Consider the following 25,309-nt stretch of genomic DNA (forward strand, 5'->3'; position numbering starts at 1 on the left):
GCTGGAACGGGTACCTGCGTCGGCATTGCGGCAACTACCCGTTTTTACCTTCATTTCTGAAAATGGAGCCAAAAACGGCTTTTCTTATATGTATATGCGCTTTGCTATGTAACCACGGCTATCTGGTTGGAGTACAAGGAACATCTTAAGATTTTACCAGCATTTACTTTGTCTACGCATACTGTAAAAAAATACGTCCTGGGCACCTTAAAAGTGCTCCTGTGGGTGATTGGGGGAATTCTGGTGCTGGTGGTGGGCTTGCTCCTGGCGTTGCAGGTACCCAAGGTGCAGGATTTTGCCACGCGCAAAGCCGAAGGCTACCTTCAGGACAAGCTCGGCACCGAGGTGCGCATCGGGAAATTCCGGAGCGATTTCAGGAAAGATATTCTCCTGGACGACGTGTACCTGGAAGACCAGAAAGGTGACACGCTTTGGTACTCTGAGCACCTGGCCGTAAACCTGGACATTCTGGGTCTGTTGAAGTCCAAAGTCGCGCTCAAGTCCCTGGAACTGGAGAACGCCACGCTCAACATACAGCGCTCCCTGCCCGACAGCACCTTCAACTTTGACTACATCCTGGCCGCCTTCGCCACCACACCCGCAGACACCACGGTTACAGACACCACCGCCGGGTTCAATTATGACATTGGCACCATTGACTTAAAGAACATCTACCTCACCTACAAAGACCAGGTCAACGGTCAGAACGTGCGCACCCGCGTGGGCAGCCTCAACCTGGCCATGGACGAACTGGACCTGGAGAAGGAAATTTACCGCATAGGCGACATCGCGCTCAAAGACACCTGGGTAGACATGGTACAGACCAAAGTGCCGCCAGAAACCGAGTCAGAGCCGCTCACTATGCAGTTTGGCTTGGGCAACGTGGCCCTGGACCGCGTAAAAGTAAAATACCGAAACGGCGTTTCCCGGCAGTACATTGACTTTAACGTAGGCAAAGCCCGCGTAGCGCCAGAGAACATTGACCTGGTGAACACGCGCCTGGACCTGGCCAACCTGGAACTGCACAACAGCACCCTGGCCTACGCCCACAATGCAGACGTGCCCGCCGAATACCGCGTGGTGAACCCCGTAGAGGCCGTGGAAGCCCTGGAGGAAGCCGTGGAGAAAACCACCGGTGAACCCGTCAATTGGATAGTGACCCTGGACAAACTAAACGTGACCGGCGTAGATGCTTCCTTTGATAACTATGACGCGCCCAAGCAGGCCAAAGGCATGGACTTCAACCACCTGCTGGCCCGTAATCTTAACATTCAACTGGAAGACCTGAATTTTAGCACCAACCGCACCACCGCGCAACTAAACCAACTGGCGTTTCAGGAGCAGAGCGGGTTTGAAATCAAGCAGTTCAACGCGGGCATCTTGTTTGACTCCGTGCAGACCGAACTTTCTGATTTGGTGCTGGAAACCGGCCACAGCCGCATCGCGCGCCGCATTCGCGTAGGTTATCCATCTCTGGAAAACGCCGCGGATGATTTGTCCAAACTCACCTTGAACGCCGATTTCCAGAACACCTACATCGGGTTTAGAGACATTGCTTTGCTGCAACCAGCCTTGGCCAGCCAACCGCCCATTGCGGGAAATTTGGCGCAGACTGTGCGTTTGAACGGACAAATCAACGGCCGCATGGACAACTTGCTGCTCAACAACTTCCGGGTAAGTGGTTATAGAAACACTGAACTGGCATTGAGCGGGCGCATCAGAGGGTTGCCGAACATGGAGAACCTGCTGGCAAATATTCAAATCAACCGGTTCAAGACTACGGCGGCAGACATTAAATCTTTGGTTCCAGCGGGCACGCTGCCGGCCAACATCACCTTGCCGCCTTCCATTGAGGTAGACGGCAGGTTCAGCGGTTCCATGACAGCCTTTGACGTAGATGCCACCATCCGGACTTCCTTCGGCAACGCCGTGGCCAAGATTGACATGACTCCGGGCCGTTCGCCGGGCCAGGAACGCATTAAAGGTGATGTACGCCTCCTTCGGTTTGATTTGGGCAAGCTGCTGCAGAACCCAGCCCTGGGCAAAGCGTCTTTGGTGGCCAACATCAACGGCACCGGCTTGGCCCCGGAGAACATGGTGGCCAGCATTGACGGAAAGGTGCAGAGCCTGGAATACAACGGCTACGCCTACCGAAACATTGACCTGGACGTGGACGTGAACCGAAACCGCTATGACATCAAAGCCCTCAGCGCCAAAGACGACAACCTGGACTTTAAACTGAACGGCGTGGTGAACCTGCGCGGCGCTCAACCTACGTACAACTTCGCGGCTAACATTGCGCACATAGATTTCCAGGCCCTGAAACTTTACTCAGAAGACTTGCGCCTGCGCGGCAGAATTGAAGCCAACATGAGCGGCGCAGATGCCAACAGCCTGAACGGTACCTTGGTCGCGAGAGATGCAGCTATTACGTCTAACAACCAGGTCTTGCCCATTGACTCCCTGAACCTGGCGTTGGTGCAGCGCCCCGGCCAGACAGAGGTTCGCTTGCGGTCAGATATTCTAACGGCCAACTTAGACGGCAACCTGGGCTTAGGCAACCTGGCCCCGGAACTGATGAACCACATCAGTCGCTATTATGACATTGGCAACGGGCCGTACAAACCATCTGGCACACCGCAGCAGTTCAGTTTTGGTATGGCGCTGCACAAGCCCCGCATCTTCGCCGCGTTTGTCCCCGGTTTGCGCCGAATTCAGCTAGACACCTTGTATGGTTCTTATGACAGCCGAACCGCCAATCTTCAGGTAAATGCCATTGTGCCGCGCGTGCGCTACAGCGGCTATCGGTTAGATTCCCTCACGTTAAAAGTTGATTCCAATCCTGAACAGTTGAACTACGCCGTTCGGGCAGAATCCATCAGACAAGACACCTCTTTCAGGGCGAACAATATTGTACTGGGCGGCAACGTGCAGGACAATGTGGTGGCGCTTAGGGCGGCCAACCAAAGCGCAGCCGGCGAAGAAGAAACCGCGCTTGGGCTGCAAATGAAAAACATTGGCACCGGCTTTGAAATCGCCTTCACGCCAGACCTGATCATTAACCGGGACCGATGGGAAGTGGCAGCCGGCAACTTCGTGCGGTATTACACAGCCAACGGGGCGGTAGTAGCCAACAACCTGCGCTTGTCCAACGGTCCGCAGGCCATCACGCTGCAAAGTCAGAAACCTAACTCGCAGACCTCGCCGCTGAATGTGAATTTACAGAACCTTGACCTGGGATATCTGACCAGAGCCGTCATACAAGATGACAGCCTGGTGGCCGGTACGCTTAACGGCACGGCCACGGTCAATGACCTCACGGGCAACATGAGCTTTACCGCCGATATGGCCCTTACGGGACTTCGGTACCAAACCAGCCCCGTGGGCGATCTTTCATTACAGGCGCGTAACAACGGCCCCGATCGCTATGATATGACCGCCAGGCTTACCGGCAACGGTAACAACGTGACGTTGGGCGGCTATTACCTCACCACCGGCAACCAACCCATGTCGTTTGACTTAAACCTTGACCAACTGAACCTGGCCAGTTTGCAGCCCTTCACCCAAGGTATGCTGAAGAACATGAGCGGTGGATTACTGGGAACAGTAGCCATACGCGGTTCCATGGACCAACCCAACATGGCCGGAGACTTACAGTTCAGCAACGCTACCTTCAACGTGGCCATGCTCAACTCTACCTATAGAATTCCAGATGAGCGCCTGAGCGTGACTAACCAGGGCATTCAGTTTGATGATTTTGTATTGCTGGATTCTCTGAACAACAAGGCCACCATCAACGGCAACATTGCCACCACCAACTTCCTGGATTACAAACTGGACCTGCGCGCGGTCACAGACAACTTTTTGGTCATGAACAGCACCGCCGCCGACAATGCGCTGTACTTCGGTACTGTGTATGTTGATAGTGATACCCGCATAACCGGTGACCAGAACGTGCCCGTCATTAATACCAACGTGAAGATTGGTCCCAATTCCAACTTCACCTATGTGTTGCCCGATGAGGAAGTGACCCCTAACAAAGACGGTATTGTGGTGTTCATTGACGTAGACAGCACCCGCAACCGCCGCCTGGCCCGCCAGAAATTACTGGACACCACCGACGTGGAGGAAGCTATGAGCGGTATTGAAATGGCCATGACCCTGGAACTCACCAATGAAACGCCTATCACGGTAATCGTAGACCAGAACTCCGGTGACAACCTTACTATTAACGGCGATGCCATCATGAACGTGGGGTATGACGTGACCGAGAACATTACCCTCACTGGTAGGTTTGACGTGACTGAAGGCCAGTATTCCCTGAACCTCTATGAACTGGTCAAACGCGAGTTCCAGATAGCGCCGGGCAGTTCGGTGGTCTGGACTGGTGACCCCTTTGAAGGCAACGCAGACATTACCGCCATTTACAACGTAGACGCCTCGCCGCTGGAGTTGATTCAGAGCCAGGTGGGCGGCATGGACGCGGCCCAAACCAACCAGTACCGCAACAAGATGCCGTTTGATGTGCACCTGATGCTGAAGGGCGAATTGATGAAGCCAGAAATTTCCTTCAACATTGAGGTAGACGAGAAACGCAAAGGAAGCGTGGCCGAAGTAGATGCCCGTCTGGAGCAACTGAGCCAACCCACCCAGGAATCTGAGCGCACCAAGCAGGTTTTCTCTTTATTGGTGTTGGGCAGGTTCATGGCGCAGGATCCGTTGGCGTCTTCGGCGGGCGGGGGCATTAACAGTGCGCTGCGCGGAAGTGCCAGCAAGGTGCTCTCAGACCAACTCAACAACCTCACCGGCGATTACCTGGGCGGGCTGGGTTTGGAACTGGGCTTGAACTCCTATGATGACTTCTCCAGCGGCGAGGCCCAGAGCCGCACTGACCTGAACATCGCCATGCAGCGGCAACTGCTCAATGATCGCCTCACCGTGCGCTTTGGTACAGACGTGAACCTGGAAGGCAGCGGCCAGACCCAGAACGGCAACGCCAGCGGGTTTGCCGGTGACGTTTCTGTGGAATATTCCATCATGCCAGACGGGCGGTTGCGGTTGCGGGCCTTCCGGCAGAACGCCTATGAAGGTTTCTTAGACGGGCAGTTGCAGCGCACCGGGCTCTCTTTAATTTTCGTGCGGGACTATGACAGCCTGGCCGAACTTTTCAAAAACACAGGCAAAGCAAAATAATGATATCGGCACTCAACCTTTCTTCTTTCACACGTTCCCATTGGCTGGGCTTGTTGCTAGTGCTCTTTACGGCGGCGGGCTGCAGCAGCACCAAAAGCGTTCCGGCCGGGGATTATCTTTACATTGGCGGCAACATCAAGGTCAATTCGCCTAACCCAGAAACCGATACCAAACCACTGGAGTCTGAGTTGGCCGCCGCCATCAGGCCGCAGCCTAACACGTCTTTTCTGGGTATTCGTCCCAAGTTATGGCTTTACAACGCCATGGGCGGCAACAAAGAAACCAAGGGCATCAAGAACTGGATCAAGACGCGCTTAGGCGAACCGCCCGTTTTGTTAAGCGAAGCTGACCCGAGGCGCGTACGGGGCCAAATGACCAACCGGCTCTACAACAACGGCTATTTTTCGCCCACCCTGGAGCACCAGCTAGACACCACCAGCAAGCGCAAGATGGCCATGGTCAACTACACCGCCACGGTGGGCAAGCAGTACATCATTGAGAACGTGCAGTTCCCGCAGGGGCAAGACAGCGCCTCGCAGCGCATACGTGAGACTGCCCCGCTAAGCCTGCTCAAACCCGGCGAGCCGTACAACCTGCAGAACATGATCAATGAACGCCTTCGCATTGACGAGTTCATGAAAGAGCAGGGTTTCTTTTTCTTTGACGAGGACTACCTGGTGTTTCACGTAGACAGCAGCCGCAACAACAAGGTGAACGTGTTTGTGCGCCTCAAAGACAACGCGCCCTCCAAAGCCCTCATCCCCTACCGCTACAAACAGGTGAGCATTTACACAGATTACTCCCTCACCGACAGTATTGGAGATTCTGAGGCGCCCGTGGTGTACCAAGACTACAAATATTACCCAGACGAAGAAACCTTTAAGGCCAAAACCATTCTGAACGCGGTCTTTATTGAGAACAATGATTTGTACAGCCGAAAAAGGCATTTGCAGACCATTAACCGCCTCATGGATTTGGGAACATTCAAATTCGCGGAGGTTCGGCTCACCCCCCAGGATTCTGCCGGTCTTGACGGTCGCCTGAACGCCGCCATTCTGCTCACGCAGAGCAAGAAAAAATCACTTAGGGCTGAAGTACAGACGGTGCAAAAGTCCAATGGCTACGCCGGTCCGGGCCTCACGGTCAGCTTCAGGAACCGCAACGCCCTCCGCGGCGCCGAATTATTGCTGATCAACCTGGTGGGCTCGTTTGAGTCGCAGCTTAGCGGCGACACCACCACGTCTGGCCTTACTTCCATAGAAATGGGCGCCGATGCCGAGTTGCACGTGCCGCGTATCATCTCCCCGTTTGACATCAGAATCTCCAACAGTATGTACCAGCCCCGCACACGGTTTAAGGTGGGTTTTCGGTTTATTGACCGACGGGAATATTTTCAGCAGAACTCGGTCAACTTTGAGTACGGCTACAGCTGGAAACAACGCGCAACCACCGAAATCATCCTGAATCCGGTGGCCGTGCAGTACAGCCGCTTGCTCAACCCCACCCCGGCGTTTCAGAAGATTCTGGACCAGCGTCCTTTTCTGGAAAGGGCATTTGAGCAACAGCTGATTATTGGGGGCAATTATCGCATGGTCTACAACGCGCAGGCCATTCCGGGCAAAAAGCACCAACTCTATGTAAGCCCAGGAATAGACGCAGCCGGCGGTCTGTGGGGCCTTTTTTATAGGGCCAAAAACAAACGCCCCGCTGACCCCAAAGACCCCAATACCTTGGGCGGACAGGCTCTGGCTCAGTACGTGAAACTGGACCTGGAGACGCGCTATTATTTCAACATCACAGACAAATTGGTGCTGGCCACGCGCCTGTTAGGCGGCTATGGCCTACCTTACGGTAACAGCGAGGTACTGCCTTACATCAAGCAATACGGCATTGGCGGCCCTAACAGCATCAGGGCGTTTGCGCCCCGCAGCATTGGCCCCGGCGTGTACAACCCAAATTCCCAAACAACGGTAGATGGGTCCGTGGCCAACAGTTTCGCTTTCTTTGACCAGACCGGCGACATCAGGCTGGAAGGCAACGCCGAGTTCCGGTTCCCGCTCATGGACCCTTATTTGAAAGGAGCCGTGTTTGTAGATGCCGGTAACATCTGGCTGGTGAACGAAGGTGACCGCAAAGGCGGCAAATTTTCCGGCAACTTCATGAGCGAACTGGCCATTGGCGCCGGGGCTGGCGTGCGGGTAGACGTGCAGTTCTTCGTGATCAGGTTTGACCTGGCCTATCCGTTACGGGACCCTACTTTCCCTAATGGTGATCGGCCTACTACTGGGTTGTTCGGGAAAGGTGTGTTGAACCTGGCGATTGGGTATCCTTTCTAGAATTGTTGATTGCTGATTGATAATTGTTGATTTCCGTTTTAGGGCTCATTTCTGGAAATGAGCTCTAAAACGGAAATTTCTTTTTATAGTCATCCTGAGCTTGTCGAAGGATCTAACGAAGATTCCTACTTCCTTCTTCGCGTTTGCCAGAGTTGTGCATTCAGTTTGCCGTCCTTCCAAATGACCGCTGCATCCTGAGTTTCACAAAACAGCTTTCGCCGTTGTTGGTGTTATCACCAACGACAAAGACTGCGGTTCAACCAGCTTTGGTGCACACCCTTTGCCTTCCTTCCAAATCGCCGCTGCATCCTAAGTTCTACAAGACGGCCTTTTCCATAGCCGGACTCCGAGCGCTCACGGCCGCGAGGCCCCGCCTTCCCCTCTCGCGCTGTACCAGCTTCCTGGTGCCTTCGCCACCCGCCTGCCGGCGACGGAACCTGCTTAGGCGCTCGAAGGAAAGGCTGGAAAAGGTGCGTGTTCATGGGCAGTCTGCGTTTTGGGCATCAGCAGTGCCGCCTGCCCAAAAGACCTCACAGGTTTTGGAAACCTGTGAGGTCTACGCCAATTGCGTTTCCGGGCTCTGGATTTGAAATGGCGGCGAAACTGGGCAATGCGTGTGCAGGTGGTAGAGACCAGGCACTGCCTTGTCTCTACGGTGGAGGACCCGACGAACGCTTGCTCAAAAGACCTCGTAGTGTGCGTAGCTCCTACGAGTGTCTCTGCCAATTACGTTTTTGGGCTCTGTTTTGGAAATGGAGGTGAAAACAAGTTCGTACTTGTAGAGACCAGGCACCGCCTTGTCTCTATAGCATTGCTGTCCAATCCAAATCCTACGCATTCCAGAAAACTCCCCTCCTGTCCTAGGAGGGGCTGGGGGTGGTCACCTACGTATTCCTAACATCCACTCAATATCAAACCACTTACACCACTTCGTCTCCATCTATTTCCGTTTTCGGCTTCATTTCCAAAACAGGGCACAAAAACAGGCACAAAAAAAGAGCGAGACAACCAATTGGCTACCTCGCTCTTCGATTCAAAGATTACCTAAATCTACCGTTTCAACACTTTCAACCGGACGGTCTTCTTGTCTTGCGTGATGGTGATGAAGTAAACCCCAGCCGCATAGTTCCGAAGGTCAAGGACTGGTTTAGTAGAAGAAATGGAAACGGTCTGCTTCCGGCTTCCGGCTATGTCTGTGATCACGAGTTCGCCTTTGGCGTGCTCCAGTTCCAGGTGCAGGAAGTCTACCACCGGGTTGGGATAAAAGCGGAAGTTTCCGTCTAATGCACCATACACAGAATTAGGACTTTGCACTGTTAAGGTCATTCTAGCAGTGTGTGTGCCGCCGCGTCCGTCTGCCACCGTCAGGTCAAATGCGTAGGTGCCAACTACCAGGTCTGACAAGGAAAGCGTGGACTGCGAAGTAGTGCCCATAGTCACGGCCGGTCCCGATACTTTGGTCCAGGCATAGGTCAACACATCTCCGTCTGGGTCATAGCTGCCGGCACCATTCAACGTGAGGCTGTTCATTGGAAGTTGAATGGTTCTATCTGGTCCAGCCATGGCCACAGGTGCGGTGTTGGTGGTAGTGCTTCCGCAGCCGCCTATTACAAAAGAATGCTTGGCATTGGCGGTGTTCGCCTCACCGGCGGATGTACTGTAGGTGAAATAGAAGTAAATGGTCTGCCCGCGGCTGGCGGTGACTTGGAACGGCGTGTTGGCCGTCACGCCTCTGCCCGGGAACGGGCCGTTGGCCGAAGTGGAGTAGTAAAACAGCAAGGTGGGGCTGCCTACGCCGGTTCTGCCGGGACGGAACGTGAGGGTTGGGTTGTCACTGTCCTGGGAAAATTCATAGGTATAATCTCCGTTGGCAGGCCCGCCGGTGCAGGAGGGCGCTTGGGTCACGGTCAGCGTACGGGCTTGGGTTAAGCTAGTGCCGCCGTCATTGTCGGTGGCTTTGGCGGTGAGCTGGTGTGTGCCCAGGCGGGCTGTCCAGTTCATCTGGTACGGCGCTCCGGTAGACTGATCAATCTTGTTCCCGTTCAGATAGAATTCCACCAATTGCACGGTGCCGTCCACGTCTTCGGCGCTGGCCGAAATGGAAACCGTGGCTCCTTCGGTCACCGACGTATTTGGCGCGGGTGACGTGAGCGAAACAATGGGTTTAATCTTCGCATCTGCTGAGACAATAACCAAGACTTCATCCTGCGCAGTATTGATGCCATCGCTTACGGTCAGTTTGAGTTGGTATACACCTTCCACCAAACCAGAAATAGTCGGGTTGATAGCTGTGTTGCTGGAGAAAACCGCGGTAGAAGGTCCATAAATCTGCGTCCAGGCGTAAGTAAGCGCCGTACCGTCTGGGTGGCTGCTGCCTGAGCCATTTAGCGTAGCCGTTGCCTGCGGAAGCACCACAATCACGTTGGCTCCCGCGTTGGCCACCGGTACGCCGTATGGCAAAGGTGCGGTACGCGTGAAGGTCATCTTACCTAAGTTGAAACCGCCTTGCGTTACCTGTACACGCAGCACGTGTTCCCCGGAAGTTAGTTCCAGCCCAGTCACATTTTTAGTTGCCCAGGCGCCCCAGTCGCCGGTAGAAGCCACCGTGATGTCTGCTCCTACTTTACGTCCGTCTAATTGCAGGTGGAAAGGTCCGCCGCCGTTGGCTGCACCCGAGGCGTAGCGGATGGCCACAGAATAAATGCCCGGCTCGGTCACCTGCACGGTGTATTCCATCCATTCGCCGGCGTCAATCCAGCCCACGGTGGCGCCTTCGGCTCCTTCCTGGCTGGCGTCTACGTGTTCATCTTTCCTGAAATTGCCTTCATTATATGCCGTGGCGTCATTATAGGTAATGCCCTGGCCCAAGCCGCCTTCGTACTTGTCATACAAACCAGCTTCAATGGTACCCGGAATCACGGCTGGCGTGCCGGAATACGCCACTTGCCCGCCAACTTGCACCGCCACGCTGTTGGTAACCGTAAAGTTGGTTCCGGCATACACACGGGCGTAGAACTGGTGCACACCAATGGCCAGGTTAGCCACAGTCGTTTTGAAAGGAGCAGTAGTGGATCTTCCCAAAGAACGGTCACAGTCAAAGAACTCCACGGCGGTCACGCCAGAGCCAGTGGTAGACACGGTCAATTCCACGCTTCCGTTCACGGGCACTTGGGTGTAATTGGTGGCAATAGTGCCGCCCACCGCTACATCTTTGCTGGTGGCCATGGAACGCGCCGGCACGGTCAAAGAACCGCCGTCTGAGAACGTAACCGTGATAGGCGCGTTGGAATAGTTATGCGCCACATACGTTTTCTGTCCGTTTTTCAAGAACGAGGCCGCAATGGGATAATTGGCCGTAACCGTGGCATCTACCTTGCCCAGGGCGTTCATGCTGTGCAGCCAGTAATACGTCTGCGCATCAGAAATCCCGAATTTAAGGCTTCGGTTAGGGTTGGAGTTATAGAGTTCAATGGCTTTGGCTGGGTCAATGAACGACAGGTATTCCCACATCACGTCATGCCAGAGATTGGGGTTGGCTTCATTGGTAAGAATGCCGGTGTTGCGGGAGATTTCGTCCCACAGTTTCTGCGAGTATTCTAAATGGTGGCCTAAGTACAAAGAACCGCCGTGGATGGGGTACATCTCAATGCCGTACGTGGCGGCAATATCACTGGTCCAGAAGGTTTGGCGGTCATAGCCCGCGCCCCAGATTCTAGATACCAGGCTGTACTGGTATTCTGGTTTGAGGGTGCGGTTGTGGATGTCAAACCAATATTCTTCAATGGCCGTCTGTTCGGTGGTGTACAGGTAAATGCCTAAATCTCTGATTTGGGTATTGCCCGTAATGGTGCCCCAATGAATCAGCGACGAGTTGAACTGCATGCTCTCAGAGGTAGATTCCTGGTCATTCCCGAAGGGGAACGACGCAAACCCATTTGACCAGCTGTGACCGGAATACGGGTTGAAGTTTCTCAGGAATGGGAACATTTCATCGGTGCGGTTGGGGTTGGCCGAGTCTTTCACCAGCATGTTCACCATTTCGCCCCATTGCGCTGCCCAACCGGGTTGAAACTGCTCTACAAATGATGCCGCGTGAATGAAATAGCCCCAATGGAAGTGGTGGTCGTTCAGGTTATTGTCTTGCCCGTGACCAGCTGGATAGCCAATCAAAGCTGTCCAAGCGGGGCTGTAGTAGAACAGGAATGCTTTCTCGCCATTCTCCACGCTCAGCCAATCTTCCAGGCGGGTTTTAATGGTCTGGAGCATTTTGTCGCGGGCCGCGGTGTTGCCCATCAGGTCAGCAATGCGCGCGGTTTGGATTAAGCGGTTCATCATCTGACCTTCGTTGTAAGAATCGGTCCATTCGTCCAGGCCGTTGTTTTCAATTGACTGAATTTTGCTGGCCAACGCCGCGGGACTGAAGCCTTGGCTGTAATTGCTCACATAGGGCAGCGTAGGCAGAATGCCATGGAATTTATTCTCCACGGAAAAGGTGTTGCCGGCTATGGTTTTGATTTCACCACGCACAGATGGGTACGAATAGCCTTCCGGCTGCGCCGAGGAAGAGGCCAGATAATCCCACTGGTGCGGAAGCAAACCCAGCAATACTTTGTTCTCTACGCCTTCTTTCACTACAGGCGTTACCGTGAAATCGGTCTTCATGGTAGAGCTACTTTCATTGTACGCCCACACCGCGCGGGTGTCAATGGGGAACACGTAGGCGAACCGTTTGTATTCATTGGCTACGGCCTGCGCATTGGTGGCCGAGGGCGGCAAGAAGGCCATGGACCAATAGTTCTTTCCGTTCAGGGAGGAAGTGTAGGTGTTGCCAGTCTTCGTCCAGGTGGAGCCCGTAGGCGCGTACACCGCAAAGTTGGCGCCGCGTTGCGAATTCAGAATCAGGAGCATTTCATTTGCAATAGTCACCGTGCCCAAGGTTACGGTTACCGAAGCTTCGTCAGACGCAGCTTTGGTGTAATACGTGATGGGCATGGCCATGCCAATGGTGGCATCAAAGGAGTGGGTGCCGTTGGCCCAGTTCATGGTCACGGTCCAGTCTGAGTAATCTGAGATGGTGGCGCGGGTGGCGTTCAGGCCGGTCACCCCCACAGTCACGGGCATCACGTCGCTCATGGGTTCGCGGCTTTCTTGCGGCGTGGACGATGGCACCACGTAGCTGGTCACCAAGCCAGTGGCATGTGTTCTAAAGCCCAAAGGATAGTTGAAGATATTATTGACGTGGTTGTTGTTCAGCTTCGCCGACCACCAGTCATTGGTAGGCACCGGTTTGCCCACGGCATTGCCGCTGAGTTGGGCCGTGCCGGGTGGAACGCCGTTCCGGCCCGCGGCATCAACGCCCGGGTGGGTTTTGGTGTAGCTTCCGCTGCCCACAGTAACTATTTGAGCAGACACCAGAGCAGGCCATAAAAAAAGACTGACCAGCGCTAAGGCTGAAAGGGAATTGCGTTTTAGGCTTCGTTTTGAGAATTGAGCCCGAAAACGGAAATATTGGGAGAAAGAATTCATACAATCAATGATTTAAAGGAAAAGCGCAGCACTGCGGAAGCAGCCTGACAAGAATATAAAAGAGAGGCCCGGAAGGCCTCTCTTTTCCTGGGTATTTTAGTAAGATGCAGGGCAAAAGTTCTGCAATGAACTTCTGCCCTGACTTAGTTTAAGCTATTGCTTTACAAAGCGCCGTTGTACACGCTCCCCGTTCTTCACCGCAATAATGGTGTAGATACCGGCTGGCAGATGCTCTATAGAGACCTCCTGTTCATTCACGTTGCCCACAAGCACTGTTTTTCCCAGCATGTCTACAATGGTGTAAGCGCTCCCTTTCAGAATGGCTGATGAAATGTTCACCACGCCGGCGGCTGGGTTAGGATACACTTTAAAGTCATCTGACGCAGCAATCACCTCTTTCACGCCTAGTGGGTCACGAACAATGATAGACATGGCAGCGCTGGTGAACGCTTGGTCATCATTGTCGGTTACTTTGGCGGTGATGGAGTAGGTGCCCAAGGCCACGTTCATCCAGGTGTAGCTGTACACGCCGTTTGCTAAAATTGCTTGGCCTAGCAAGGTAGTACCGTTAAAGAATTCCACTTTAGAAATAGTACCATCTGGGTCAGAAGCCGTGGCCGTCAAGACCACGTTACCCGGACCGTTCACGCGCGCACCGTTGGTGTGGCTGGTGATAGCTGCCGTTGGCATGGCTTTGTTCACCGTTACTGTCATGGCCTGGGAAGTAGTGCTTAAGTCATCATTGTCGGTGGCCTTAGCGGTGATGGAATACGTACCGGCCATCACGTTATTCCAGCTGTAGCTGTACACCCCGTTGCTCAAGGTTCCTGCTCCCAACAAGGTGGTTCCGTTGAAGAATTCTACTTTAGAGATGGTTCCGTCAGCATCTGCGGCAGTAGCCGACAAAGCCAGGGCGGCCGGCGCTGTGAACGTGCCAGTAGTCGGCCCCGTCATGGTAACGGTTGGCATTGCTTTGGTTACCGTTACCGTCAAGGCAGATGAAGTAGTCACCTGGTCATCATTGTCTGTTGCTTTGGCGGTAATGGTATAAGTTCCGCCCATGACATTGTTCCAGGTAAAGCTGTACACGCCATTGGTGGCTGTTCCGGCTCCTAGCAGGGTGGTTCCGTTGAAGAATTCTACTTTAGAGATGGTGCCATCTGCATCTGCGGCAGTGGCCGTCAAGGTAAGGGCGGCCGGTGCGGTGAACGTGTTGGTAGCAGGGCCTGTCATGCTCACCGTTGGCATGGCCTTGGTTACCGTTACTGTCAAGGCGGCAGAAGTGGTGGCGGCATTGGCATTGTCAGTGGCTTTGGCGGTAATGGTGTAGCTGCCGCCCATCACGTTGCTCCATTTATAAGAATACACACCGTCTGCCAAGGTACCTTCGCCCAGCAAGGTGGCACCGTTGTAGAACTCCACCTTGGCAATAGAACCGTCTGTATCAGCAGCAGTGGCTGTCAAGGTAACTGAGGCGGGCGCCGTGAAGGAGGCCGTGGCGGCCGGACCAGTCATGGTCACCGTTGGCGCTACATTTTCCACTGCACTGCAGGTGGTGCCCACCGTGTAGGTATGCGGGGTGGCCATGGAATTTTTTTCACCTGGCTGTGGCGCGGCGCTGTACGTGAAGTAGAAAGAAATCAGCGTTCCGTCTGCCGGGGCATCAATGGACAGTTTGAACACATTGCCTTCTTTCACCATGCGCGGGTGCCCCATCCAGCCGCCCGTAGTCCCCGGACGGGTGTATAACAAGGCCATATCACTTAAGGCAATAGGCGCCAAAGGCACAAACGTGAAGTTCAGCTTACCGCCAGACGTAGTGACATTATAGCCGTAGTCGCCGCTGTTGCCCGTACTGCAATACGTTGGCGGAGTACCGCCCGTCACGGTGATGGTTCTGGGTTCTGAGGTGCTGGTGCCGCCCGCGTTATCGGTGGCTTTAGCGGTGATGCTGTAGGTGCCGGCCGTTGTGGCCGACCAGGTGGCGGTGAACGGACTGGCGGCGGCTGTCCCAATTAAGGTAGTGCCTTCAAAAAACTCCACTTTGGCAATGGTACCGTCAGTGTCTGTGGCCATAGCAGCCAGGGAAACCGTAGCCGGTGCCGCAAACGTGGCGTTGGCTTCTGGGCTGGTCAACGTAACGGTAGGCAAGGCATTGGCAGGGGCGGCACCACAGGTGGAGCCCACGGTGTACACATGCGGGTTAGCCAGGGAGTTACGCTCGCCGGGGTCCGGGGCGGCACTATACGTAAAATAGAACGAGATCACAGACCCGTCTGCAGGTGCAGTGATAGACAACTTGAACACATTGCCTTCTTTCTGCATAGCCGGATTTCCTGCCCAACCGCCGGTGGTGCCGGGGCGAGTGTACAACAGCGCCATGTTGCTCTGGGCAATGGGGGCCAAGGGAATAAACGTGAAGTTCAGCCTACCGTCTACGGTGGTCACATTATAGCTGTAATCACCGTTTACGGCGGTTCCACAGGCCACCGGTGTTTCTCCGCCGCCAGTACCATTCACGGTGATAGAAGTTGCCGAAGAGGTTCCTGATGAGCCGCCGTTGTCAATGGCTTTGGCCGTCAATGAATAAGTGCCCGCGGCCACGTTGGTCCATTCAAAGGTATAGGGGGCAGAATCATCAGAGCCAAGCAGGGTGGCGCCGTTGTAGAATTCAACCCTGGCAATGGTACCGTCTGTGTCTATGGCGTTAGCCGATAAAGTGATGGTGGCAGGTGCCGTAAATGGTCCAGCGGAGGTAGTTAAGGTAACTGAGGGGGCCGCATTGGCAGGCGCCGTGCCACAGGTGCTTCCTACGGTGTACACATGCGGGTTAGCTGAGGAGTTTCTTTCACCGGGGTCTGGCGCGGCGCTGTAGGTAAAGTAGAAAGACATGACAGCACCGTCTGCCGGGGCATCTACTGACAGCTTGAAAACGTTTCCTTCTTTTACCATGCGCGGGTGCCCCATCCAACCGCCCGTAGTGCCCGGACGGGTGTATAACAAGGCCATATCACTTTGCGCAATGGGCGCCAGCGGCACAAACGTAATGTTCACTTTTCCACCGGCGGTGTTAATGTCATAGGCATAGTCACCGTTGGCGGCCACCCCGCAGTAGGTTGGCGTAGTACCGCCCGAGGTTGCTACCGTTACGGCCACCGGTTCTGAGGTAGTGGACAAGGTGCCATTGTCTGTTGCTTTGGCTTTTAAAGAATACGTGCCGGCGGCAACGCCCGTCCACTCAAAAGTATAAGGAGCAGTATCATCCATGCCTAACAAGGTTTCGCCGTTAAAGAACTCCACTTTGGTGATGGTGCCGTCTGCATCTGTGGCATTGGCTTGCAGTTGAATGGTGGCAGGTGCGATAAACGGTCCCGCGGAGGTGGTCATGGAGACCGTGGGTGCCGTGTTGGCCGGAGCAGCCCCGCAAGTGGACCCCACGGTGTACACATGGGGCGTGGCGCTGGAATTACGTTCGCCGGGGTCTGGCGCGGCGCTGTAGGTAAAGTAAAAGGAGATGACAGAGCCGTCTGCCGGAGCGTTGATAGAGAGTTTAAATTCGTTGCCTTCTTTTACCATTTGCGGATGACCGGCCCATCCGCCGGTAGTACCTGGCCTGGTGTACAAGAGAGCCATGTTGCTCTGAGCAATGGGGGCGAGGGGCACAAAGGTGAAGTTCAACTTACCGCCCGAGGTGGTGACATCATAGCTGTAATCACCATTGGTGGCCGTTCCGCAATAATCAGCACGGTAAACGCGGGCCGTTTCTGCTACCGCAGAGGAGGCTAAACCTAGTTGCACAAAAACCAATAGCGCGAGCACGTACCGCACCAACAGAGCAGTGCTGTGCCTTGGCTGGTCTTTCTTTAACCCAACAGAGCTTGGGGAGTAGAAGTGTTTCATAATAAATAGGTTAGAATGAAGTGAAGGAACCAAGAACCACAAGCAGATCACAGGAACAGGAAAAGCCTCTTGATCTTTGCTCTGGTTTCAGATGGATAAATAACCTACTATAAATCCAAGCGCACCACAAAACCTTTACATCATAACTACATCACTTCCACTTTAGGCACTACATCATAACTACATCAAATCTGGTAAAACCAAGGCTAGCGCTTTAAAAGGCGGTTGTTAGCATTTTCAAAAACAGAAGGAAGTTGCATTATGACTTCATCAATTTCACTTACCCAACAGCTGGCTCTATTGCAGATTTCATAAACGGCTTTCTTCTCCGCATGGAGGATTTCCCTTCTCCCTGGCAGGCGAAGGCACAGACATATACTCTGAAATTGGCAGAATAATTACACCATTCCCATAGAAGCTTACCCACACGCAACCAAAGGTTACCTTGGCTCCCTTACTTTTGACAATGGCTGCAGAAATAGGTGGCCCGGCCGCCCACGTATTTTTTCTCAATCAGGTGCTGGCAGTGCGGGCAATGCAGGTGCGCGTCTGGAGTTGCGGCGGCGGGCGCGGTGTCCCATTCCCGGGCGTGGATCAGGTAATGGGCCGGAAAATCGCGGTAAATGGCTTCTGCGGCTACTGCGGTTTCCAGCACGTCTCTGATGGCGTTGGCCAACGTTTCTAGTTCAGGGGCTAGCAGAGAATTGGCGGGGCGCTCTGGGTGCAGTTTGGCCTGAAACAAAACTTCATCGGCGAGCCAGTTGCCAATGCCGGGGGCAATGCGTTGGTCCAGCAGCAGCGTTTTAATGGCGGCGCTCTTTTTGCCCAGCCCAGACGCCAAAGCGGCGGCGGTGATGGTGAGCGCGTCTGGACCCAGTTTTTTCTGTTTCCGGAAAACGTCCACACTTTGGGTCAATCCTAACCTGCCAAACTTGCGGGAATCTATGAACGCGAACTTGAAGCCGTTCTGGAAATGGAACACCGCGCGGGCAAATCTGGGAGTTTCAGATTCATCTTTGTAGAAGGCCACATCGCCGGTCATCCCGAAGTGCAGGTGCACCACGGGTCCGTTTTGGGTTTCCAGAAACAACTGCTTGCCCAGGCGCTGCGTGCTGGTGAACTGGTTGCCCACTAAAGCCTTCCGGAAATCATCTAAATCCAGTTGCAGTTGGCGTTTGGGGTCCTGTACTTCCACCTCAGAAATGGGCAAATGCAGGCACGTCTGGTCAATGAATCGGCGGTAGGTTTCAACTTCTGGCAGTTCCGGCATGGCGCTTCTGTTTTGGGGCTCATTTCCGGAAACGGGCCCGAAAACGACTTCCTTTCAAACAGACGAACCCGGCCATTTGTTACGTTCTCTCCAAGCCAGCCGGCTGTACCTTTGATTTTAACGCTGGCTTTGGGTGTTTTCACCTTCATTTGAGAAATAGAGCCCGAAAACGGAAATAGAACAACCAGATTCGCTAGATTTGGGTAACACTAGCCTGACCAATGGCGCTGCCCCAGAAAGGTAAAATCCTTGGTGTTACTTTTCATTTTTGACCGAAGAAAAAACTGGCAGAAACCCCCTCCAGAAACCCGAAGGCCGCCGCCCATTTACTTTTAGCTAAGATTTTACAGACAACCGACAACAACATATGGAAACCCCTACCCTATCAATTGAGCAACTGCGTTTCCCGCTGGGGCGCTACAAATTACCGGCCGTGTTTCAGTCTGTGCTTATCAAAGAATCCTTGACGGCCCTGACCCAACTGCCTGGCCTGCTGCGCGACGCCACCGCCGGCCTCACCCAGGAACAGCTGGACACGCCCTACCGCCCCGGCGGCTGGACCGTGCAACAAGTGGTACACCATCTAGCCGACAGTCACATGAACGCCTACATCAGGTTCAAGCTGGCGCTCACTGAGGAACGGCCCACCATTAAACCGTATGACGAAGCGGCCTGGGCGCACCTGGCAGACTCCAAGGAGGCCCTTCCGGAAGTATCTCTGCAGTTGCTGGATTCCTTGCACCAGCGCTGGGTGCTGCTCTTGCAGTCTCTGGGGTTCAATGAGTGGCACCGCACGTTTGTGCACCCAGAGGGCGGCGAGATGTTTCTGTTCCAGACCGCCGGGCAGTACGCGTGGCACGGCCAGCACCACCTGGCGCACATCACCAGCCTGCGGGAACGCATGGGCTGGTAAAGGCTGGCGCTGTTTTCGGGCTCATTTTCGGAAATGAGCCCGAAAACAGCGTGGGTATCACCGCCTTCGCTTTTAATTTAGTATTTTGTCAGAAGTTATCTTTCTGGCTATGCGCGCACTTTTTACTGTGTCTTTCTTTTCCCTGGTCTGGTCGTTCTGGCTATTGTTGTCTGGCCATGGCCCTGCCCCGGAAAAGAGGGAACGCACTGAATTCACAGATGCCGCCGCGTATGAGAAAACCCTGGAATTTGTGGAAAACAAAGGCCAGTGGCCCGCCAAGGTTAAATTTGCCGCAGAGGTGCCCGGCGGAAAGCTGTTCCTGCAGCCCAACGGGTTTGTCTACACCTTGCAGGAACCCGTAGCCTCACCGCATGCCCACTCCTACCAGAGCCTGAGAACGGCCAGCCCCACGCAAAACCTTCCGCCCCTTACCCCCAAGACAAGAAAAAACCACGCCTACGCCGTCACGTTCCTGGGCGCCAGTACCAAAACCCCTACCCTTGGCCAGGAAACCACCCCCGGCACCCGAAACTATTACCTGGGCAATGACCCCAAGCAGTGGGGAAGCGGGGCCAGAGGCTTCCGACAGGTGACTTACCAGGGCCTGTACCGCGGCGTGGACATGGCGCTTTATGAACAGAACGGGCACCTGAAATATGATTTACTGGTGACACCGGGGGCTTCTACCCAACAGATAAAAGTCAACTACCAAGGTGCTTCATCGGTGCAGCTGCAAGCAGGAAATCTGGTGATCACAACCTCAGTGGGTACCATCTTGGAACAGAAACCCGTGGCCTACCAACTGAAAAACGGGCAGCGCGTGTTGGTCCCCTGCGCCTATGAATTGGCGGGCACGGTGCTGCAGTTCTCGTTCCCGGCGGGGTATGACAACACGTTGCCGCTGGTGATTGACCCGGTCATTGAGTTTTCCTCGTTCACGGGTTCTACCGCAGACAACTGGGGCTATACCGCCACCCATGACAGCCAGGGCAACATGTACTCGGGTGGCATTGTGGCGGGCGTGGGCTACCCGGTTTCTTTGGGGGCTTTCATGAGTACGTATTCCGGGGCCTGGGACATGGCCATCATCAAATACAACACCAAAGTAACGGGTGCGGCCGCGAGGCTGTACGCCACTTACCTGGGCGGCCTGGAAACCGACATTCCCAACAGCCTGGTGGTGAATTCAGCCGATGAACTTTTGGTTTTGGGCACCACCAGCTCGCAAAATTTCCCCACGTCTGCCACGGCGTTCAGCAAGGTGTTCAAGGGAGGGCCCATCTCGTATCCGTTCGGTTCTTCGGGTGGGCCGTTTTACAGCAAAGGCTCAGATTTAACCATTACCCGGCTGAGCGCCAACGGCCAACAGTTGCTGGCCTCCACGTTTCTGGGCGGCACCGGCAATGAGGGCGTCATGGATTCCCTTTCATCTGAAGACACGCCGCTGACCAAAAACTACGGAGACCAGTTCAGGGGAGATATTATCACAGACCCGGCCGGCAACGTGTACATTGCGTCTAACACCGTGTCACAGGATTTTCCCACGCGCAATGCGTTTAGGTTAACACCAAATGGCGGCCGAAGAGATGCGGTCATCAGCAAAATGTCCCCAGACTTGAGCCAGGTGGTGTGGAGCACCTATTTTGGCGGAACCGGTCTTGACGCAGCTTATTCTATTCAGTTAGATGCCAGTTTGAACGTGTATGTGGCCGGCGGCACCACCAGCCCCACCCTACCGGCCACCGACGCCGCTTTGCAGAAAACACAGACCGGCGGCACAGACGGCTTTGTGGCGAAAATTGCCGCCAACGGGCAGACGGTATTGGCGGCTACGTTTCTGGGCACCCGCGCCTATGACCAAGCCTATTTTCTGCAGTTAGACCAGGCCGCCAACGTGTACGTGCTGGGCCAGACCCTGGGCGAATATCCTGTAACGGATAGTGTGTACAGCAATGCCAATGGGCGCCAGTTCATCCATAAGCTGAACAACAGCCTCTCTGCCACAGAATTCTCCACGGTGTTTGGGGCGGGGCGGGCCACCATTGACATTTCGCCCACGGCTTTTCTGGTAGATGACTGCCAACGCATTTATGTGTCTGGCTGGGGCGGTGGCACCAACTCAGGCATCATAGACGGGTACGGCAAATCATACGGCAACGGCACCACCACCGGCCTGCCCGTAACCCCAGACGCCCTGAAACCCACCACCGATGGCCGCGATTTCTACCTCCTGCAGCTGGGCACCAATGCGTCCAGGTTACTGTATGGCACTTTTTACGGCGGCAACCAATTCCAGAGCAGCGGCGAACACGTAGACGGCGGCACCAGCCGGTTTGACAAGCGGGGCATTGTGTACCAGGCGGTCTGCGGGGGTTGCGGCGGGTTTTCCAATTTCCCTATTCCGCCGGGCGCGCATTATTTCACCCAGAACAACGGTAGTGAACGCTGCAACAACGCGGCTTTCAAGTTTGACTTTGTGGAGGAGCTCACGGCCAACGCCGGGCCAGATCTGGAAGTCTGCGAAGATGACGGCGTGGTCCCCCTCACCGGCTTTCCGGCGGGTGGCGTCTGGACGGGCACGGGCGTGAGTTTGAACAACAATGCGTATCAGTTCACACCTTCGTCTGTTTTAATTGGCAGTCATGTGCTTACATACACCGTCACCGGCACGGGGGCTTGCTCGCGCTCCAGTTCCAGAACCGTGTACGTGGGGAAACAGGTGCCGCACAGTCTCACACTGCCAGACGGACCTTTCTGCGGCAATGCCACGCCTATTCCGTTGACCGGCAGCCCGGCAGGCGGCACATTTTCGGGGCCTGGGGTGAGTGGTACTACCTTTATACCGGCGGTGGCGGGCATAGGCACGCACGTGCTCACCTACCGCAGCACCGGGCTCAATGGTTTCTGCGGCGTGGTTACCAAAACCGTCGTGGTGGACCAACCCGTGCTGGACATTGGCCCAGATACCGTAATCTGCCCGGGCAGCACCGCTCCTTTTCAGCTGAGAGCCAATATTGCCGGTGGTGTTTGGTCTGGGAGCCATGTGTCGGCCACGGGTTTGTTTACGCCTGCACCGGGTCTGGCGGGCAGTGTGCAGGTCACGTACGCCATCACGTCGCCGTGCGTGGCCACGGTGCGCAAAACCATCCAGATCACCCCACTGCCCGCCGGCCAGGCCAGCCTCATCTCCAGTTGCCCGTCTAACCCTGAAATAACGGGTTACGCGCCGTTCACGGCCCGGTTCGCCAACACCATTACCAATGCGCGGAGCTTTCTCTGGAATTTTGGCGATGGCAACCAGTCCACGGCTCAGGCTCCCAGCCATGTGTACAACAACCGAGGCAAATACCAGGTGACCCTCACCCTCATCTTCGGGGATAACTGCCAGGAAGTAAGGCAGATTGCCGAAGTGGTGGTAGAGCCCAATTTCCTGCCCAACATCATCACGCCCAACGGCGACGGCCTCAATGATGTCTTCATCCAGCGCTTCAGCTGCCTGCCCACCGAACTGATTGTCTACAACCGCTGGGGCAAGGAAGTCCACCGCGAGGCCATTTACCAGCAGAACTGGAACGGCGGCAATCTGGTGGAAGGCACCTACTTCTTCCTGCTCAAAGACGAGTCTGGCGCTTCGGCCAAAGGCTGGCTGGAGATTGTGCGGTAAACCCGGCCCGGCGTTGTGAAATTTACGGCTTCTGCGCATCTACCTTAAAAAACCTTTTCTGGCAAACGGGCGCCGGGGCTTTTACCTTTGCGCCTTTAAAAGCCCTAAGATTGAGGCCCGGCCCGAACTCTTATGCCCCGCCAATGGTTTTTTGGGTAATAGTTTTCCTACCTTTAACCATCGTTTTTCAATTTTTATATGGCTCAAAGATCACAACGCTACCTGGGAGTTCCTTCGGTGCCCATGACGTTCTCCGGCAGGTTTTTGCCTGCCACCATGCTGATTTTACTAGGCCTGGGCATTTTTCTGTACCAGAACGCCACCAAAACCACCCAGTCTGCCAAGGAACTCATTTCTAAGGAAGGCACGCTCATCAACTATTCCTTCAAGAAAGACGCAGAGGGCAAGCTCACCTACGGCATCTGGCTCCGCGAATTCTCTGAGCGCCTGGTATTGCCCAACTACACCATGGCCACCTTTGACACCGCCGCGTTCAAAACCACTGTGCCGCCGGGCAGCCGCGTGGCCGTGGAGTACAATGACAAAGAGAACACCATGGCCACCAAGGGCGAGCGCAAACTCTATGCCTTGTCAGTGCCCGCGCTGCAGAAAACCTATTTCAGGGGCGAGGAAACCATTGAGAAGGACGAGAAAAAATGGCTGGACTGGCTCAAGTATGGGTTAATTGTGGTGGGTGCGCTGCTCTTTATCTATAAACTTGTAGAGTACAGACGCCAGGAAAAAGCTTACGCGCAGGAAGAAATGTAAGTCTGTTTTGGGGCTCATTTCCAGAAATGAGCCCCAAAACAGACTTTGCCGTATGTACGTTTGAACGAAGCACCACCCCATGAGCAGATTCCCAGACAACCCCAAACAGGTGATTTACGCCTGCAGCAGCGGCAAATGCCAGAAACGCGGCGGCAAAGAAATACGCAAGGCCCTGCGCGACCACCTCAAGATGGCCGGCCTGAAAGACGACGTGGAAATCATTAAAACTGACTGCACTGACCGCTGCAAACACGGCCCCATCTTCTGTATTCAACCGCAGAACATCTGGCTGCATGACCTGAGTGAACAACAGACCTTGCAGGCGTTAAAAGAGCACATTCAAACCGGGCAGAACCAAAAAAATCCCTCAGACTCGTAAAGAATCTGAGGGATTTTGCTTTTCTGGCCTTCGGCCGAAGGCTAGATTTTCTGGTGCTTATTCATCGCCGCCGTTGTCATAAGAAATCTTGCGTACGGCCTTATCAATCTCGTAACGGCCGGTGCCTTCCTCACCAATCACGTCAAAGAGTTCCAGGGCGCGGCGGGCCACATATTCCTCTTCTACCTGCTCTTTCAGGAACCACTGCAGAAACTGGAACGTCATAAAGTCATTGGTCTTGGTGCAGTGGCCGGCAATGCGGTTGAACTGCTGGGTCACAAAAATCTCCTGCTGCAGCGCTTTCTCAAACACATCTCTGAATGAGTCAAACTCCTGGGGCACGTTGGTCACCTCCGGCGAGATGGCGCGACCGCCCAGATCGCTCACAAAGTTGAAGAGCTTGAGCATGTGCTCGCGTTCCTCGTGGCTCTGTTTCATGAAATAATCTGCGCTGTAGTCAAAACCCTGGCTGTTGCACCAGCTGGACATGGCCAAATACACCGCCGAGGAATGGGCTTCTACTTTTATCTGTTCGTTCAAAAGCGTCTCAGTTTCCTCAGAAAGAGAGGTACGCAGTCTCAGTAAGTCTTTCATGTTCTGGTAAATTTAACAGCGAAGGTTGGGCAACGCTGAAATCAAATATACCAGTAAACCACGTGCATGGTTCTGGAAAGCCCCAAAATTTGGGTAATACAGATTCAGTCTAAATATAAGGATTTTAAGAGGAGCGCTTACGCGAAGGCCGGTACCGCCAAACACTCGCGCAATAGGCTGTTGAGGCTGATCATGGCTTTGGCGCCCTGCAGCAGCTCTTTGAACCGCACAATATCTGTGAGCGTGAGCACAAAGCAACGCTCAGAACGCGGCGGCATCAACACATGCACGTCTAAGGCCCGCGCCGGGTTGGTGGCCATCACTGAGAGGTCAATGGCGTCTACCTGCTGCTTGAGCTCCAGAAAATCCCGCACCTTGAACGGCGACACCCCACCCGCGAACTCCACAAAGTAACAGTTGTAGCGGTTACATTGGTAGATAGCCCCGAAGGCGGTCTTGAAAAGTTCATGCAACTGGGGAGGCGTAGGCATACGGTAAGCTGGTGTCTGATGAGAGAACACTACAAAAGTAAGCCTTGTTTAGAATTAGTCCAAATACTTTAAGCTGATATTTGTCATCTCCGCAGAATAAGAATTTCCGTTTTCGGTCTCATTTCCGGAAATGAGACCGAAAACGGGAGGCGCAGACTTGTATCTCAGACGAGATTACTCGCTTTGTATCTAACATGAAAGGCCATAAACCCTGACACAGCCTTGGAGGGGGAAACCTAAAAGCAAGTCCGGCACCATAAACGGCACCGGGCTTC

The 25,309-nt window shown here is 54.4% G+C and carries 11 protein-coding genes; 6 read left to right on the plus strand and 5 right to left on the minus strand.

The features are described 5' to 3' along the window. Positions 1 to 168 precede the first annotated feature (168 nt). Complete coding sequence (locus IMY23_RS10540; RefSeq protein ID WP_192822045.1) at positions 169 to 5,193, plus strand: translocation/assembly module TamB; 5,025 nt, start codon at positions 169 to 171, stop codon at positions 5,191 to 5,193. After that, positions 5,193 to 7,529, plus strand: coding sequence for a BamA/TamA family outer membrane protein (locus IMY23_RS10545; protein WP_192822046.1), 2,337 nt, complete (start codon positions 5,193 to 5,195; stop codon positions 7,527 to 7,529). The genes IMY23_RS10540 and IMY23_RS10545 overlap by 1 nt, the downstream gene beginning before the upstream one ends. Before the next feature lie 1,050 nt (positions 7,530 to 8,579). On the opposite strand, the gene IMY23_RS10550 is transcribed toward IMY23_RS10545, so the two are convergent. From IMY23_RS10550 to mutM, 3 genes are all read right to left on the minus strand, one after another. Next, positions 8,580 to 12,941 (minus strand): glycosyl hydrolase, encoded by a 4,362-nt coding sequence (locus IMY23_RS10550; protein ID WP_192822047.1) that lies wholly within the window; start codon positions 12,939 to 12,941, stop codon positions 8,580 to 8,582. Positions 12,942 to 13,208: 267 nt separating this feature from the next. Then, the gene (locus IMY23_RS10555; RefSeq protein WP_192822048.1) at positions 13,209 to 16,955 is read right to left on the minus strand and encodes an Ig-like domain-containing protein; all 3,747 of its coding nucleotides are present in this window, start codon (positions 16,953 to 16,955) and stop codon (positions 13,209 to 13,211) included. Positions 16,956 to 17,409: 454 nt separating this feature from the next. Next, positions 17,410 to 18,225, minus strand: coding sequence for a DNA-formamidopyrimidine glycosylase (gene mutM / locus IMY23_RS10560; protein WP_192822049.1), 816 nt, complete (start codon positions 18,223 to 18,225; stop codon positions 17,410 to 17,412). A gap of 367 nt (positions 18,226 to 18,592) precedes the next feature. Here mutM and IMY23_RS10565 point away from each other — a divergent pair, with 367 nt between their 5' ends. From IMY23_RS10565 to IMY23_RS10580, 4 genes are all read left to right on the plus strand, one after another. Then, positions 18,593 to 19,138 (plus strand): YfiT family bacillithiol transferase, encoded by a 546-nt coding sequence (locus IMY23_RS10565; protein WP_192822050.1) that lies wholly within the window; start codon positions 18,593 to 18,595, stop codon positions 19,136 to 19,138. Positions 19,139 to 19,247: 109 nt separating this feature from the next. Continuing rightward, entirely contained in the window at positions 19,248 to 22,802 is a 3,555-nt protein-coding gene (locus IMY23_RS10570) for a gliding motility-associated C-terminal domain-containing protein (protein ID WP_192822051.1), read from the plus strand. Between the two features lie 198 nt (positions 22,803 to 23,000). Then, on the plus strand, positions 23,001 to 23,570 hold the full coding sequence (locus tag IMY23_RS10575) for a hypothetical protein (RefSeq protein ID WP_192822052.1): 570 nt from the start codon (positions 23,001 to 23,003) through the stop codon (positions 23,568 to 23,570). 79 nt (positions 23,571 to 23,649) lie between these two features. Beyond that, entirely contained in the window at positions 23,650 to 23,949 is a 300-nt protein-coding gene (locus IMY23_RS10580) for a ferredoxin (RefSeq protein ID WP_192822053.1), read from the plus strand. 57 nt (positions 23,950 to 24,006) lie between these two features. Here IMY23_RS10580 and IMY23_RS10585 read toward each other — a convergent pair whose 3' ends face one another. Then, the gene (locus IMY23_RS10585; RefSeq protein ID WP_192822054.1) at positions 24,007 to 24,543 is read right to left on the minus strand and encodes a ferritin; all 537 of its coding nucleotides are present in this window, start codon (positions 24,541 to 24,543) and stop codon (positions 24,007 to 24,009) included. 137 nt (positions 24,544 to 24,680) lie between these two features. Next, positions 24,681 to 25,034: a hypothetical protein gene (locus IMY23_RS10590; RefSeq protein ID WP_192822055.1), complete on the minus strand. Its 354-nt coding sequence runs from the start codon at positions 25,032 to 25,034 to the stop codon at positions 24,681 to 24,683. Between the last annotated feature and the right edge of the window lie 275 nt (positions 25,035 to 25,309).

Origin of the sequence: Rufibacter sp. LB8 (assembly GCF_014876185.1) — a bacterium.
GTDB lineage: Bacteria > Bacteroidota > Bacteroidia > Cytophagales > Hymenobacteraceae > Nibribacter.